The following is a 13,298-nucleotide window of genomic DNA, read 5'->3' as shown; positions in this document are numbered from 1 at the left end:
GCGGGAAATGACAGAGGACAACTTGGGGCGTGTGCGGCAGGTCATGTCTGCCGCAGAGGACGTCGATCTGCCGGAAGACATCGCAGCTGAGGCTGCAGCCATGGCGGACGACCATGACGCGCCCATGGGTGACGAGGATACGCCCTATCCGGATGAGCCTGCACTGCCCCCGCACCACCCTGCGGATGATCAGGGGCAAGGGATCGAACGGGAATGCGCGCCGCTGCCGCTGAACGATTTTGGCAATGGCCAACGGTACGTGCGGCATTTCGGCGAGGATGTCATCTCGGTCCCGACCCTCGGCTGGCACGTCTGGTGCGGGACGCATTACCAGATCGACATGCATCAGCTGGCCGTGCGCGCCAAGGCGCAGGAGCTGGGCGAGCTGATCGCTCGGGAAATCCCGTGGCTTCAGCTTGAAGATTGGCAGATGGAGGCCATTGGCAAGGAACGTGATCTGCGCGACAGGATGGTCGAATTGCAGGGCATGGTCACCGAAGATGGCAAGCCGGAAGCCGAGGCCGAGCAAGAGATATCCGATATCCAGAAGAAGCTGAAGGCAATCGCGGATATCAAGAAGGTGTTGGGTGACAAGCGCAAGGCGCATCGCAATTTCGCGCGGACGGCGGGGAATTCTGGCCGAATTGACGCGGCGCTGAAAGAGGCCGCGCCGCACCTTGCCGTGCGTCACGAAGAGCTCGATGCCGATCCGATGGCCGTCAACACATTGTCGGGTGTTCTGCGGTTCGAGGTGCAGGGCGGCGGCGATTCTGGGTTTTCGAAAACGGCTTCAGTCAGGCTGGACCCCCACGATAAGCGCGACCGGATTTCGAAGGTGATCCACGCGCATTATGATCCGAGGGCCAAGTGCCCGCGGTTCATGGCGTTTCTCGAACGGGTCCAGCCTTCGGAGGAGATGCGCCGATACCTGCAGCGCTGGTTGGGGCTTTCGATCAGCGGCATACCGGTCCAGGCCATGATGTTTTGGTATGGCGCCGGGGCCAACGGCAAATCCGTGCTGGCAGAGCTGATCGCCAAGATGTTGGGCGAATATGCGGCCGAGATCCGGATTGAGACGCTGACAGGGAAGAACACCCAGAGCGGCGCTCAGGCAACGCCCGATCTGGTCTATCTGGTCGGCGCGCGCATGGCCCGGGCCAGTGAGCCGCGCGAGGGTGAGCAGCTTCAGGATGCGCTGATCAAGTCGATCACCTCCGGCGAGCCGATCATGGTGCGGCCAAACTACGGGGCCTTCTTCCGGCTCTACCCGTATTTCAAGCTGACGATGAGCGGCAACCACAAGCCTGATATCCGGTCCACCGATGATGGCATTTGGCGCAGGATGAAGCTGGTGCCATGGGATGTGCAGATCCCAGAGGCCGAGCGTGACCCTGACCTCGGCGCCAAGCTGTGGGAGGAGCGTGACGGTATTCTGCGGTGGCTGGTCGATGGGTTGATGGACTACCTGGAGGGTGGTCTGCAGGAACCGGATCAGGTGCGCGATGCGACGGCGGAATACCGCGAGGATAGCGACCCGATTGGCGCATTCATCGCCAGCTGCTGCCTGTGCACCGGCAATGATGCCGACAGGATCGGCGCGCGCGAGCTGGTGCAGGCATTCAACTATTGGCTCGAGACGCGCGGCGAAGGGCGATGGACAGAGCGCAGGGTCTCGACCCGGATCAAGGACAAGGCAGGCCGATGGCGCAGCCCAAGGGATGGTCGGGGCTATAGCGCGGTCAAGTCACACGGCGTGATGACCTACACGGGCATCCGCTTTGACGATGTCTTTGGTCCCAAGTTCAGCGCCGCACCACGGGATCAGGACGGTCGCCCGATCGCGGGCCGCACGGCCTATGAGGACTGATTTCCCCGCACCCCTCGCTCGGTTCGGGGAGGATGGGGAGCATATCGGCATGTGTGGGGAGAAAGGCGAAAACATGGGGTCAGGGGTGAGTTTCTTTGCGGATCAGTGGCTTGCGCCTGTTTCGGGGAGGATGGGGAGTATGGGGAGCAATTTCCGCGTAACGCATGTGAGGGGCCTTCATTGGGGTATGGGGCAGTATAGGGCGGCGACTGTCTTACATGTGTTTGAAATATCCTCCCCATCTTCCCCATCCTCCCCAAACATTCATCAAGCCAATGAAAATAAAGGGAAACATAGGAAAGAACGGCGAAAAGAAACCTCCCCAATCTTTCATCTATCCTCCCTATCCTCCCCATAAGAATGTCAGGCGAAACAAGATGCAGTTTGATGGCGCGAAAATGAAACAAGATGTGGTGCAGGCAATGGGTTTTGATCGTCAGTCGGGTCGTGTTGTCGGTCATCGTGCGGTGCGGGTTGCACAGCCGATGCGCCGCGTGGTGCGCGAGATGCCGATCCAGCGCGCGCTGGAATGGGCGTTTGGGGTGGAACATGCGCGGATCGACTTTGACCTGACCGGCGCGCGGCAGTTCGACCGGGTCGGTGTCAGCCCGGAATATGTGCTGATGCAGCGCGCCCGGCTGGGCTGCAACGTCGATGGTGGTGGGGTGTCGGGCGTGCATCCTGATGCCGAGCTGATCGCGGCGGCGGTCGAGGCTCTGCCCGAGGGTTGCGGCGGGCGGCGGATGGCCGTGCTGGTGGCGGAGTGCGCGCGGGCCGGTGGGGCGCCTGACTGGCGCGGTGATGAGCGTCGTCGTGTTGTTCCGAAGGGCTGGGATCTGCAGGATGACGGCAGCTGGTCGGCGCATGTTGAACAGGGCGATGAGTATCGGTTCGTCGCGGCTCGCAGCCGGGTTCGCACCGGGCGCGCGACCTACTGCCCGGTCAGTATTACGGGTGGCGTCTGGTCTGTCGCGGCGGCGCGCCGGGCCTATCTCGGGTGGTATGGCGCGCTGCTGCATCTGGCCCATGTCGTCGGCCAGCCGGGCTATCTGTCGTCGGTTGCGATCACTGGTCAGCTGCCGCCGCTCTCGCCCTGGAAAAAAGAATTTGACGTCCCGCAGCAGATTTGACAAATTGCCAGCACCACACGAGCGCCCGACAGGATAACCCTGCCGGGCGCTTTGCTTTTGGGGGTGCGCCTATGGTGCTAAAGCGATTGCCGCCGCGCATTGCTGCATTGCCGCCGATGGTGCGGTTTGTGGACAGCACGCCCGCCGAGGCCAGTCGCGCGAGGGATGCGCGGGTAGAGTGGCGAAAGTGGTACAAGACAGCGCGCTGGCAAGAGCTGAGGTGGCGCGTGCTTGAGCGTGATGGCTTCGTGTGCCGGTTCTGCGGTGCCGCGCATCCTGTTCTTGCGCCCATGTGCCATGCATTGGCTAGCGCGGGCTGTCCTTCGGGCGTTCCGCGTCAGTCTGCATCTGGATTTGTCGCTGACCATGTGACGCCCCACCGTGGCGATGCGTCGTTGTTTTGGGATGAGCGGAACCTGCAGTGTCTCTGCGCCAAGTGCCACAACTCGACCAAGCAGGCAGAGGAGAAGGGGAGGGGGGGGGTAAATCCCTAGGAAGCCCTCGCGCCCTAGACCCGCAGCCATAAAATAGCGGGGTTTTAATTCCGGCCATGATGAAAAACGACAATGGGGAAGAGGTTGACCTGCTGGGCGACCCTATCCGGCCGCTTCGCGACCCACGTGGCCGAAAGTCGGCGGTTGGAAATGCGTCAATTCGCAAAGAAAATCAAAGAGTTGTCATGTCCCTATCGGCAGCGGGCCTCAAAACGGATGAGATTGCCCAATACATGGGGATCGATGCCAAGACGCTGCGGAAGTATTTTTCCCGTGAGCTGGATCATGGAGCGATGCTTCTGGAGGGGCTTGCGATGCAGGCTCTTGTGCAACGCATGCTCGAGGGAAACGTTTCCGCGGCCAAAGAGGTTCGCACCATCGCGGCGGCGCGCGCCGCGCCACGCACACCAAAGGCACATGTCCACAAGCCTGCGCCACTTGGGAAGAAAGCAGCTCTTGCACAGGAAGCAAAAGCTCCGCCAACGGGGTGGGGCGATTTGCTAAATTGAAACGATGGCATTTGATTTCGCCTGCCCCGACTGGGTTGAGAAGTTAGAGCGCGGACAAACGCCAATCGCGGATTTGCCTCTTGATGCTGAGGCAGCCGACCGCGCGGTCCAGGTGTTTAATCGCTTGCGGTTGCCGGACGTGATTGGACAACCAAGCTTGGCGGAGGGGGCTGGGGAGTGGATCCGGGATGTCGTGCGGGCAGTGTTTGGCTCGATGTCCACATCCTCGTTGGTGCCGGAAGTACGTCAAGTCGGCGAGGTGTTCATCCTTGTCCCAAAGAAGAACGCGAAGACCACAAGTGCTGCGGCCATCGCGCTGACATTCATGCTGCTTAACAAGCGCCGGAACGCGGACTTGCTGGTCATTGGGCCGACGCAGAAGATCAGCGATGTCGCGTTCGGACAGGCGCGGGACATGATTGATGCGGACCCTGAGGGGTTCTTGCAAAAGCGGTTCCATGTCCAGGATCACAAAAAGCAGATCAAGTGCCGTGTGACCGGTGCCAAGCTGATGGTGCGGACATTCGGCATGGATGTGCTGACGGGTGCAAAGCCGGTTTTTGCACTGATCGACGAAATTCACCTGCTCGGGACAGTGCCGTATGCGGCTGACGTCATCCGTCAGATCCGTGGCGGGATGATGCCGTTTCCCGAGGCGCTCTTGGTGATGATTACGACGCAGTCAGACCACCCTCCTGCGGGCGTATTCAAAACCGAGCTGCAGTATGCGCGCGGTGTCAGGGATGGTCTGATCACTGAGCGGGTGCGGATGCTGCCGGTGCTCTACGAGTTTCCGGAGGCTATGCAGACCGCGGAGCACAAGCCGTGGCAGGATCCTGCATATTGGCACATGGTTACGCCAAACCTTGGCCGATCCATCACTCTGGAGAAGCTGCTTGATGGTTTCACGCGTGCCAAGCAGGACGGAATCGGCGAGCTGATCGCCTGGGCGACACAGCATCTCAACGTTGAAATCGGTCTGGCGCTGCACAGCAATCGCTGGGTTGGCGCTGACTTCTGGTTGGCCGCCCGTGATGTGAGTTTGACCGGGCTTGACCAGTTGATTGAGCGCAGTGAAGTCGCGGTGGTCGGAATTGATGGCGGCGGTGCAGATGACCTATTGGGCCTGAACGTCACCGGGCGTTGCCGGGAAACGCGCCAATGGCTGAGCTGGTCGCATGCTTGGTGCCACCCGGTCGCACTGCAGCGTCGCCAAGAAAACATCGCCACCATGCATGACTTTGAGGCGCGAGGTCAGCTCACGATCTGCAGCCATCCATCTGAGGACCATGCGGGCGTATGTGACATTGTCGCTAAGTTGCAAGATGCGGGGCTCCTGCCAGAGGCAGCTGCCATCGGGCTAGATCCGGCGGGGGTTGCTGCTTTGGTTGATGAGTTGTCCGCGGTTGGCATCGCGCCCGAGCAAATGGTTGCTGTCGGTCAGGGGTATCGTCTGTCATCGGCCATCTGGGGGATGGAGCGCAAGCTGATGGACGGGACTTACCGCCACTGCGGCCAAGAAATCATGGCTTGGTGCATCGGAAATGCCCGCTCCGAGCAACGCGGCAATGCCGTGCTGATCACAAAAGAAGCTGCGGGCAAGGGAAAGATCGATCCGCTCATCGCAGCATTCAACGCCTTTACGCTGATGAGCCGAAATCCGACAGCCGCCGGGTCCGGAAGGTTCGAATATACGGGAATGTAACATGGGCATTTTCAGTTTCTTGAAGGCTGGCGCAGGCGCGTCGGCTGCCGCGCCCATGCGCGTTGAGCCGCCTGTCGTTGCGAGCGCAGCGCCTGTGGAAAGCGAGAGCCAATGGCGTGGTTTTACCCCCGTCGGTGGTGTTTCCAAAGCTGGTGTGCGGGTTGATGAGCGTGCTGCCCTGTCCTTGCCCGCAACACTGCAGGCATTGCGCGTGATCAGTGGTGTATTCGCCATGGCGCCCCTGCATCTGTACAGCAGGTCCAGTGTCGGCCGGCAGCGCATGGATGGAGTTCCTGCAGAGGTCCTGCTCGCGTCCAGGCCAAACGGTTTTCAGACGCCGTTCGACCTGTTTGAGTTGCTGATGGCCGACTTGCTTCTGGCAGGTAACTTTTATGCCTATGTCTCGCGAAACATGCGCGGTGACCCCGTCGCACTGACTCGGTTAGAGCCGCAGACCGTGCTCGTGGCCAAGTTTTTTGACCGCGCGGAGGGGACGATCCTTTTCTACGACGCGACGCTTCCTGACGGATCGCGTGAAAGGTTCCCCGCTCGCGACATTTGGCATGTGCGAGGCATGTCCCGTGATGGTCTTGTTGGCCTTAATCCGGTGCAATACAGCCGCGAAGCGCTTGGTGGCGCAATCGCGACGGCGGATCACAGCAACAGGTTTTGGAACAAGGGCGGAAGGCCATCGACAGTTCTGACGACCACGCAAAAGGTCAGTCCAGAAGACAAGATGAGGATCCGTAGCGATTGGGACCGCATTCATTCCGGACCTGACGGCAGTGCCATTGCGGTATTGGATCAGGATCTGAAAAGCGCGTTTCTCACGCACAATCTCAAGGATAGTCAGTTCCTTGAAACGCGTCAGTTCCAGGTCGTGGACCTGGCACGGATCTGGGGTGTCCCGCCGCATCTTATATTCGAGCTGTCGAAGGCGACATTCTCAAACATCGAGCATCAGAGCCTCGAGTTCCTGACCTACCACCTTGGCCCGCATTTCACTCGAGTGGCGCAGGCCGCCACGCGACAGTTTGCGCCCGAAGGCATGTATTTCGAGCATGTCACTGACGCACTGGTGCGCGGCGACCTCAAGAGCCGGATGGAGGCCTATTGGCTGCAGCGCCAGATGGGCATCGTCAATGCCAATGAGCTGCGCCGTCGCGAGAATGAAAACAATATACCGGGCGAGGCGGGCACCGAGTACTGGCGGCCGTCAAACATGGCGCTGGCTGGTCGGCCAATGCCGGAGCCGCAAGAATTGCAACAATCCAGAGAGGATGCCGACAATGCGGAATGATCTGCAGGCCCTGATTTCGGCAATCCGGGCGCAGCCATGGGCCATCGTGCCCGAATACCTGGAAGCGATCGAGGCCATTGCGGTTCGGGCGATGGATGCCGATGTGCTTCAGCTTTTATCCCGGGATGGTCACGATGTCAGTATGGATGCGAGCCGCATGGCCGTGTCCGCACTCGGGACGCGCTTAGATGGGTCTCGTGGCAGCACCATCCGCAACGGCAACGCGGTAGTGCCGATGATTGGCACGATTTTCCCGCGGGCCAGCATGATCGGGGCATCTACCGGTGGCACGTCGCTGGATGCCCTGAGCCACGATCTGCGGGTGGCCGAGGCGAGTGCGGATGTCGAGCGGATCGTACTCTTGATCGATAGCCCGGGTGGGGTTGTCTCGCATGTGGGTGAGGCAGCAGAAATGCTGCGCGCCTCGACCAAGCCGGTGACGGCGTTTGTGACCGGCATGGGGGCCTCGTTGGCCTACTGGCTGGGGTCGCAGGCGCGCGAGATTGTTTTGGACCGGGCGGCGTCGGTTGGATCGATCGGCATCGTTGCGACAACGTCGCGGCAAGAGGGGCCGGATGCTAGCGGCAGACGGGCCTATGAGATCGTCAGCTCCGGCGCCCCGCTCAAACGCCCGGATGTCACGACCGAAGAAGGCCGCGCCGCGGTGCAGGCCGATGTCGATGCGATCGAGGCAGTTTTCATCGCCGATGTAGCGGCAGGTCGCCGGGTATCGGTCGAACAAGTTCGGGAAAGGTTCGGGCGGGGCGCAATGGTGCCTGCCGCCCGCGCAGTAGAGGTCGGCATGGCCGACCGGATCGGCACGCTGGAGAGCGTGCTGCAGCAAGGTTCCGGGCGCACGCCGGAAAAGAGGGGCCGCAGCCGTGCGTTGGCGGCGGCCGAGTTGGAAACGCGGCAACGGGCCGCAGAAAGGATTTGACATGGACCGGATCACGGCCCTGCGAGCCCGCCGTGCGGGCATCATCGAACAGATGGAGGCTATCGTGGCCTCTGTCCCGGAAGGCGGTGACATGACCGTTGAACAGACTGCCGCCTTTGATGCGCTGCGCGCGCAGGATGATGCGGTGGCTGCGCAGATCACCCAGGCCGAGGATCTGGAGCGTCGTCGCGCAGCGGCGGCCCGTCCGCTGGCGCCGCTGCCCGGTGTCACCCAGCCCGCCGCGACTGTCCCGGCAGCCCCGGCGGAAAAGGGCCTGACCTTTGCCCGCATGACCCGCACCATCGCGGCAGCGGGCGGCATTCCGCATGTGGCCATGCAGATTGCCGAGGCCAATGGCGACAGCGGCCTGTTTGCCAACCAGAACATGGGCTCTGGCGTGGCTGGCGGCTTTCTCGTGCCCGAGGATGTCTCGACCGAGGTGATCGAGATGTTGCGCCCGTTGTCGGTGGTCACCGCCATGGGGCCGCGCGTCGTGCCGATGCCGAACGGCAATCTGACGACCAACCGCCGCGCCAGCGGGGCGACCTTTACCTATGGCGGCGAGCAGCAGGACATCAAGGCGACGGGCGTTTCGTTCGGTCAGGTCAAGCTGTCGGCCAAGAAGCTGTCGGGCCTGATCCCGATTTCGAACGACCTTCTGCGCAGCGCCTCGACTGCTGTGGATCGGATGATCCGCGATGATGCGCTGGCGGATGCGGCGCAGATTCAGGATCGGTTCTTCCTGCGCGGCTCGGGCACCGATTTCGCCCCGAAGGGCCTGCGTTGGCAGACGCTGGGCACGGCGTTTGAAACCACCCATGTCCTGACGATGACCGGTTCGCCGGATCTGGCGAAAGTCACGAATGACCTTGGCCGGATGGAGCTGGCGCTTGGCAAGGCGAATGTCGTGTTCACCGGGGCGCATTGGGTCATGGCGCCGCGCGTTGCGATGTATCTGACCAATCTGCGCGACGGTAACGGCAATCTTGCCTTCCCGGAAATGCAGGATGGTCAGCTGCGCCGCAAGCCGGTGCACATCACCACCGAGGTGCCGGACAACCTGGGCGCTGGTACCGAGTCGGAAATCATGCTGGTTCATCCCGCGCATGTGCTGGTTGGCGAGCACATGGGCATCGAAATCGCGATGTCCACCGAGGCGGCCTACAAGGACGCGAGCGGCAACATGCAGGCAGCCTTCAGCCGTGACGAAACCATCCTGCGGATGATCATGCAGCATGACATCGGTCTGCGTCACCTGCCTGCCGTTGCGGTGCTGACCGGCGTGACCTGGGGCGCCTGATCGCCTGATCTGATCTGACATGCGGGCCGCCATCGTGCGGCCCGTGCCATTTTGATGGGCCTTGCCCGAGGAGAAACATCATGACGACGCAGATCCGCAGCATCGGCGAACTGATCGCCGTGCGCCGTGCTGCAGCTAATACCGCCGCGACGGCGGGTGGCAGCGGCGACAACACCGAGGTTGTCGGGGTCATTCTTGACCGTGCAGCACTGGGTTTCCCGCAGTCGGCTGTCGTGGCCATCCCCTACACCGCTACGCTGGCGGCGGGGGCGACCTTGGCCATCGCCTGGGATATCGATGAGGGCAACAATTCCGGCCTGTCAGATGCTGACGTGCTGACGTCTGCCGCGGCGGCCGTTGTTGCGACCGGCCCGGCCGGGGGGGGCACCGTCACTGGCACCTTCGAGGCCAATGTCTCTTTGGCAGGCGCTGGCCGCTATGTGCGACTGAACTTCACCCCAAACCTGTCGGCGGCCAATACCGATACGGCGGCGCTTTCGGCGGTGATCGTGTTTGGCGGCTCGGACCGCTTGCCCGCATGATCCGGCTGCTGTTCGTGAAAGGCTACTTGATGTATCAGCCGGGCGAGGTCGCTGGGTTCGATGATGCAGTGGCTGAGGCAATCATTGCGGCTGGTGCCGCCGAGAATGCGGATCAGGCTGAGGCGAAGGCCGCTGCGGACAGGGAAAAAGCCGAAGCAGCGAAAGCCAAGGCCGAAGCAGAAGCCGCTGCCAAAGCGGAAGCCGAGGCGGCGAAAGCCAAGGCCGAAGCAGAAGCCGCTGCCAAAGCGGAAGCCGAGGCGGCGAAAGCCAAGGCCGAAGCAGAAGCCGCCAAGGGAAAGAGGGCCTGAAATGATGCTGTCGCGGATTTCTGCACCAAGCGCGGCGCTTGTCGCGGTAGACGAGGCGAAAGCGCACTGCCGCATCGACGGTGACGATGACGATGCAGTGATTTTGGCGCTGGCCTCCGCGGCGGCTGACTATCTCGACGGCCCCTCCGGGATTCTCGGGAGGGCTATCCTAGGCCAGACTTGGCGGCTTGAGTTGCCATCTTGGCCTCCGTTTATCGAGCTCCCGGTAGAGCCAGTCATATCTGCAGAGGTTCGCTATCTTGACGTCGCTGGCGTGGAGCAAGTGCTCGACGCATCAGCTTATCGTCTTGTCGCGCCGCTTGGTGCTGCGCCGACGTTGCAATGGGGGTCTGGCGAAGAGCTGCCTCGGCTCGGGCATGCTCGCTTCCCGATCGTGATTGACTTCGTCGCTGGGTTTGGATCGCCGGAGGAGGTTCCAGCCCCTATTCGTTTGGCGGCTCTGATGCTAGTTGACCACTGGTACAGGAATCGTGGTCTTACTGGCGGCGATCCAGCAGAGTTGCCAATGACATGCAGCGCATTGTTGGCGAGATATCGCAAGATTTTATGACGTGTGGCGCCCCGTTGAGGGGCGCCGCTTGGCATTAAGGCTTCATGAAGAAGCTGATCAAGACCCCGATTGGACCAAGGAGAAAGCCCAACAGCGCGGCCAGGCCGGCTTTGTTGGGGGCTCGGTCTCGTGCGACCATGTATGCAAGTCCCGCGCAGACCAGCCAAATAAGCAGAAGAATTTCCATACCAAACTCCATGGTTACCGATGATCCATCATTGGTTGCGCGGATCGAGATCGTCAACACGCGAGGGATGCAAAATGCAGGCAGGTCAACTGAGTTCGAGGATCGCGTTTGACGCCCCCACTGTGGCGCCGAATGGCCAGGGTGGTGTCCTGCAGGGATGGTCCGAGCAGTATGCCTGTTGGGCGAACATCCGATACCTTCGTGGGTCCGAAACCGTAATTGCGGCTCGGCTGGCAGGGCGCCAGCCCGTCGTGATCACGGTGCGCAATTGCTCGGCCGCGCGGAGCTGCGCGATCGATTGGCGTATCCGAGACCTGCGCACCGGCCGGGTCTACAATGTCCGCACCGCGCCGGTGCCGTCACAGGACCGGGCCTGGCTGGAAATCACAGCAGAGAGCGGGGTGCCGCAATGAGCGTGAGCAATGCTCTGCAGCGCGCCATCTATGAGCTGCTTATCGGCGATGCCGCCGTTTCCGCTTTCGTGGGGGACAGGGTCTGTGATGCCCCGCCGTCAACTGTGCAGTCGCCCTGCATCACCTTCGGGCCCAGCGATGTGGTCTTTGACGAGGAGGTCTGTTCCTCGGGGAGGGTGGAGACGGTGCAGCTCGACCTCTGGTCGGACGCGCAGGACGGGAAGCGCGAGGTCAAGGCGATGTGCGACGCCGTAAAACGGGCGCTAGATGGGGCGGAGCCCAGTTTGATCGACGGCCAGCTCATTGCCATGCAGGTGCTTTCGATGCGGGTCTTTGATGATCCCGGGGGCGGATATCACGGCGTCGTGCCCGTCGAATGCACGATCGAGGATTGAGGGATGGTGCAGGGGCTCAATGAGCTGAACCGCCGGTGGACGGCTATACCGAAGAAGGTTCGTGATGCTGTCCGCGTCGAGATGGAAAAGGCCGCGGATGATGTCGTGGCGACCATGCGCCGATTTGCTCCTGTCGATACTGGAGCTTTGCGAGAAAGCATCGGTTGGACGTGGGGGGATGCTCCGGCGGGGGCGCTGACGATCGGCAAGGTCGGCAAGACCGAATACGGCACGATGCTGATCACAATTTACGCCGGCGGCACAGAGCAGACAAAGCGACGGCAGGCCAGAGCTTCGGGCACTCGGGCACGCGACCAAAAACGCGGTGGCTATTTCGACACCGATGTCGCGAGGCTGCAAGAGTTCGGCACAAAGGTTATGAATGCGCACCCCTTCTTTTTTCCCGCATGGCGGGCCAAGCGAACGAAGGTCAAGGGCAACATTTCTCGCGCGATCACGCGGGCAATAAAGAGCGCCTGAGCCCCATGAAAATACTGGTAATTTCTCCTGCTACCTTTCGGGTCAGCAGCGGGCTCAGCTTGGCCTATGCGCCGGGCTGTCACACTGTTCCGCGCCGCATCGGGCACGCGCTCGTTGCGGCGAGGCTGGCCGAGGTCATCCCGGCAAAACGCAACGCCAAATCGGAGGATTGATCCATGGCGAAATCGAAACGGCTTGTTGTCCAGGTCGGGAATGGCGCAAGCCCGACCGAGGTGTTTGCATTCACCTGTGGCGCCAATCAGTGGTCGGTGCAGCTCGAGAATACGACGGGCGAGGCGATGACGTTTGACTGCACGGACCCGCTGGACAACGAGGTATTCTGGGAGCGCTGGACAGAGGCCCAGAACACCACGGTCACCATGAGCGGTACCGTGACGCAGGAAGCCTGGCAGACGTGGCGCTCGTGGTCCGACAGCGGTGCTGCCAAAAACACCCGGATCATCTTTGACGAGAGCTCGGTCAATCACGGCGGCCATTGGACCGTTCCCACGATCCTGACCAGCCTGGAGCTGACCAAAGAAGGCGGCGGTGTTGTCAACTTCAGCGCGACCTTGACCGCTGCTGGGCGCCGCGTCTGGACGGCTGCGACCTGATGGAGCTGATCCGAGAGTTTGCAGGGCGAGAGCGCAAGTTTGCGCTCCGCTTTGGCGAGATCCTAGACTTGGAGCAGGCCTGTGGGGATGGGAAGGATCCTGCCCCGATCGGCGTCATCTTCCAGCGCCTCAGCATGTCGCGCTTCGCCGCGCGCGATGTATACCACACGATCCGCCTTGGCCTGATCGGCGGCGGGATGGATGCCCTTCGGGCGAAATCGCTCATCGATGATCGATTGTCGGCTGGTGCGGGGTTTATGGGCATGGCCGATCTTGCCCTTGATCTGCTGATGCATGTCATGGCGGGGATCGAGGGCTCTGAGACTGCTGCGCCTGAGCGGCAAGAGCCAAGGCCCCTGCGCTTGTCTGATGTCGCGATGATCTGCCAGACGCTCGGCATGACGCCAAGCGACCTGCGCCAGACCAGATATGCGGATTTTGTCAACATGGTCAGGGGCTTCAATGCCGCGGGCAAGACGCAGGTCGCGCCGATGTCCGAAGATGAATTTGCCGAAATCCTGGCGAAATACGAACCGGAGACCTGAT

15 protein-coding genes are annotated in these 13,298 nt (G+C 61.7%); all 15 read left to right on the top strand.

The genetic code is table 11. The features are described from left to right. The first annotated feature begins 7 nt into the window (after positions 1 to 7). The 15 genes from IE101_RS04755 (at position 8) to IE101_RS04680 (ending at position 13,297) form a co-directional block, all read left to right on the top strand. Positions 8 to 1,867, top strand: coding sequence for a DNA primase family protein (locus IE101_RS04755; protein WP_189632622.1), 1,860 nt, complete (start codon positions 8 to 10; stop codon positions 1,865 to 1,867). Positions 1,868 to 2,265: 398 nt separating this feature from the next. Beyond that, a complete protein-coding gene (locus IE101_RS04750) occupies positions 2,266 to 2,997 on the top strand; it encodes a hypothetical protein (RefSeq protein WP_189632621.1) in 732 nt (243 codons plus the stop codon). 550 nt (positions 2,998 to 3,547) lie between these two features. Further along, the gene (locus tag IE101_RS04740; protein ID WP_189632619.1) at positions 3,548 to 4,000 is read left to right on the top strand and encodes a hypothetical protein; all 453 of its coding nucleotides are present in this window, start codon (positions 3,548 to 3,550) and stop codon (positions 3,998 to 4,000) included. Positions 4,001 to 4,004: 4 nt separating this feature from the next. Then, complete coding sequence (locus IE101_RS04735; RefSeq protein ID WP_189632618.1) at positions 4,005 to 5,705, top strand: terminase large subunit; 1,701 nt, start codon at positions 4,005 to 4,007, stop codon at positions 5,703 to 5,705. Between the two features lies 1 nt (position 5,706). Continuing rightward, positions 5,707 to 7,005 (top strand): phage portal protein, encoded by a 1,299-nt coding sequence (locus tag IE101_RS04730; protein WP_189632617.1) that lies wholly within the window; start codon positions 5,707 to 5,709, stop codon positions 7,003 to 7,005. Next, positions 6,995 to 7,942 carry a S49 family peptidase gene (locus IE101_RS04725; RefSeq protein WP_189632616.1) on the top strand — a complete coding sequence of 316 codons (948 nt, stop codon included), beginning with the start codon at positions 6,995 to 6,997 and terminating at the stop codon, positions 7,940 to 7,942. Before IE101_RS04730 ends, IE101_RS04725 begins: the two co-directional genes overlap by 11 nt. 1 nt (position 7,943) lies before the next feature. Further along, the gene (locus IE101_RS04720; RefSeq protein WP_189632615.1) at positions 7,944 to 9,242 is read left to right on the top strand and encodes a phage major capsid protein; all 1,299 of its coding nucleotides are present in this window, start codon (positions 7,944 to 7,946) and stop codon (positions 9,240 to 9,242) included. An 80-nt stretch (positions 9,243 to 9,322) separates the two neighbouring features. Then, positions 9,323 to 9,784: a hypothetical protein gene (locus IE101_RS04715; RefSeq protein WP_189632614.1), complete on the top strand. Its 462-nt coding sequence runs from the start codon at positions 9,323 to 9,325 to the stop codon at positions 9,782 to 9,784. Further along, positions 9,781 to 10,092: a hypothetical protein gene (locus IE101_RS04710; RefSeq protein ID WP_189632613.1), complete on the top strand. Its 312-nt coding sequence runs from the start codon at positions 9,781 to 9,783 to the stop codon at positions 10,090 to 10,092. The genes IE101_RS04715 and IE101_RS04710 overlap by 4 nt, the downstream gene beginning before the upstream one ends. A gap of 1 nt (position 10,093) precedes the next feature. Next, complete coding sequence (locus IE101_RS04705; protein ID WP_189632612.1) at positions 10,094 to 10,663, top strand: head-tail connector protein; 570 nt, start codon at positions 10,094 to 10,096, stop codon at positions 10,661 to 10,663. A gap of 207 nt (positions 10,664 to 10,870) precedes the next feature. Continuing rightward, entirely contained in the window at positions 10,871 to 11,263 is a 393-nt protein-coding gene (locus IE101_RS20055; RefSeq protein WP_373296054.1) for a head-tail adaptor protein, read from the top strand. Continuing rightward, positions 11,260 to 11,658, top strand: coding sequence for a DUF3168 domain-containing protein (locus tag IE101_RS04695; RefSeq protein ID WP_189632610.1), 399 nt, complete (start codon positions 11,260 to 11,262; stop codon positions 11,656 to 11,658). The genes IE101_RS20055 and IE101_RS04695 overlap by 4 nt, the downstream gene beginning before the upstream one ends. 3 nt (positions 11,659 to 11,661) lie before the next feature. Further along, positions 11,662 to 12,138, top strand: a complete 477-nt coding sequence (locus IE101_RS04690; protein ID WP_189632609.1) for an HK97-gp10 family putative phage morphogenesis protein — start codon at positions 11,662 to 11,664, stop codon at positions 12,136 to 12,138. 176 nt (positions 12,139 to 12,314) lie between these two features. Next, positions 12,315 to 12,752, top strand: coding sequence for a phage tail tube protein (locus tag IE101_RS04685; RefSeq protein ID WP_189632608.1), 438 nt, complete (start codon positions 12,315 to 12,317; stop codon positions 12,750 to 12,752). Continuing rightward, on the top strand, positions 12,752 to 13,297 hold the full coding sequence (locus IE101_RS04680; protein ID WP_189632607.1) for a gene transfer agent family protein: 546 nt from the start codon (positions 12,752 to 12,754) through the stop codon (positions 13,295 to 13,297). The genes IE101_RS04685 and IE101_RS04680 overlap by 1 nt, the downstream gene beginning before the upstream one ends. Position 13,298 lies beyond the last annotated feature (1 nt).

It is taken from the genome of Gemmobacter lanyuensis (assembly GCF_014652355.1).
Lineage (GTDB): Bacteria > Pseudomonadota > Alphaproteobacteria > Rhodobacterales > Rhodobacteraceae > Gemmobacter > Gemmobacter lanyuensis.
This window is presented reverse-complemented; position numbering and strand designations above follow the sequence as displayed.

Bases quoted from the DNA above. Each gene is read 5' to 3' on its own strand.
- IE101_RS04755 (WP_189632622.1), top strand. From the start codon at position 8: ATGACAGAGGACAACTTGGGGCGTGTGCGGCAGGTCATGTCTGCCGCA.
- IE101_RS04750 (WP_189632621.1), top strand. From the start codon at position 2,266: ATGAAACAAGATGTGGTGCAGGCAATGGGTTTTGATCGTCAGTCGGGT.
- IE101_RS04740 (WP_189632619.1), top strand. From the start codon at position 3,548: ATGATGAAAAACGACAATGGGGAAGAGGTTGACCTGCTGGGCGACCCT.
- IE101_RS04735 (WP_189632618.1), top strand. From the start codon at position 4,005: ATGGCATTTGATTTCGCCTGCCCCGACTGGGTTGAGAAGTTAGAGCGC.
- IE101_RS04730 (WP_189632617.1), top strand. From the start codon at position 5,707: ATGGGCATTTTCAGTTTCTTGAAGGCTGGCGCAGGCGCGTCGGCTGCC.
- IE101_RS04725 (WP_189632616.1), top strand. From the start codon at position 6,995: ATGCGGAATGATCTGCAGGCCCTGATTTCGGCAATCCGGGCGCAGCCA.
- IE101_RS04720 (WP_189632615.1), top strand. From the start codon at position 7,944: ATGGACCGGATCACGGCCCTGCGAGCCCGCCGTGCGGGCATCATCGAA.
- IE101_RS04715 (WP_189632614.1), top strand. From the start codon at position 9,323: ATGACGACGCAGATCCGCAGCATCGGCGAACTGATCGCCGTGCGCCGT.
- IE101_RS04710 (WP_189632613.1), top strand. From the start codon at position 9,781: ATGATCCGGCTGCTGTTCGTGAAAGGCTACTTGATGTATCAGCCGGGC.
- IE101_RS04705 (WP_189632612.1), top strand. From the start codon at position 10,094: ATGATGCTGTCGCGGATTTCTGCACCAAGCGCGGCGCTTGTCGCGGTA.
- IE101_RS20055 (WP_373296054.1), top strand. From the start codon at position 10,871: ATGATCCATCATTGGTTGCGCGGATCGAGATCGTCAACACGCGAGGGA.
- IE101_RS04695 (WP_189632610.1), top strand. From the start codon at position 11,260: ATGAGCGTGAGCAATGCTCTGCAGCGCGCCATCTATGAGCTGCTTATC.
- IE101_RS04690 (WP_189632609.1), top strand. From the start codon at position 11,662: ATGGTGCAGGGGCTCAATGAGCTGAACCGCCGGTGGACGGCTATACCG.
- IE101_RS04685 (WP_189632608.1), top strand. From the start codon at position 12,315: ATGGCGAAATCGAAACGGCTTGTTGTCCAGGTCGGGAATGGCGCAAGC.
- IE101_RS04680 (WP_189632607.1), top strand. From the start codon at position 12,752: ATGGAGCTGATCCGAGAGTTTGCAGGGCGAGAGCGCAAGTTTGCGCTC.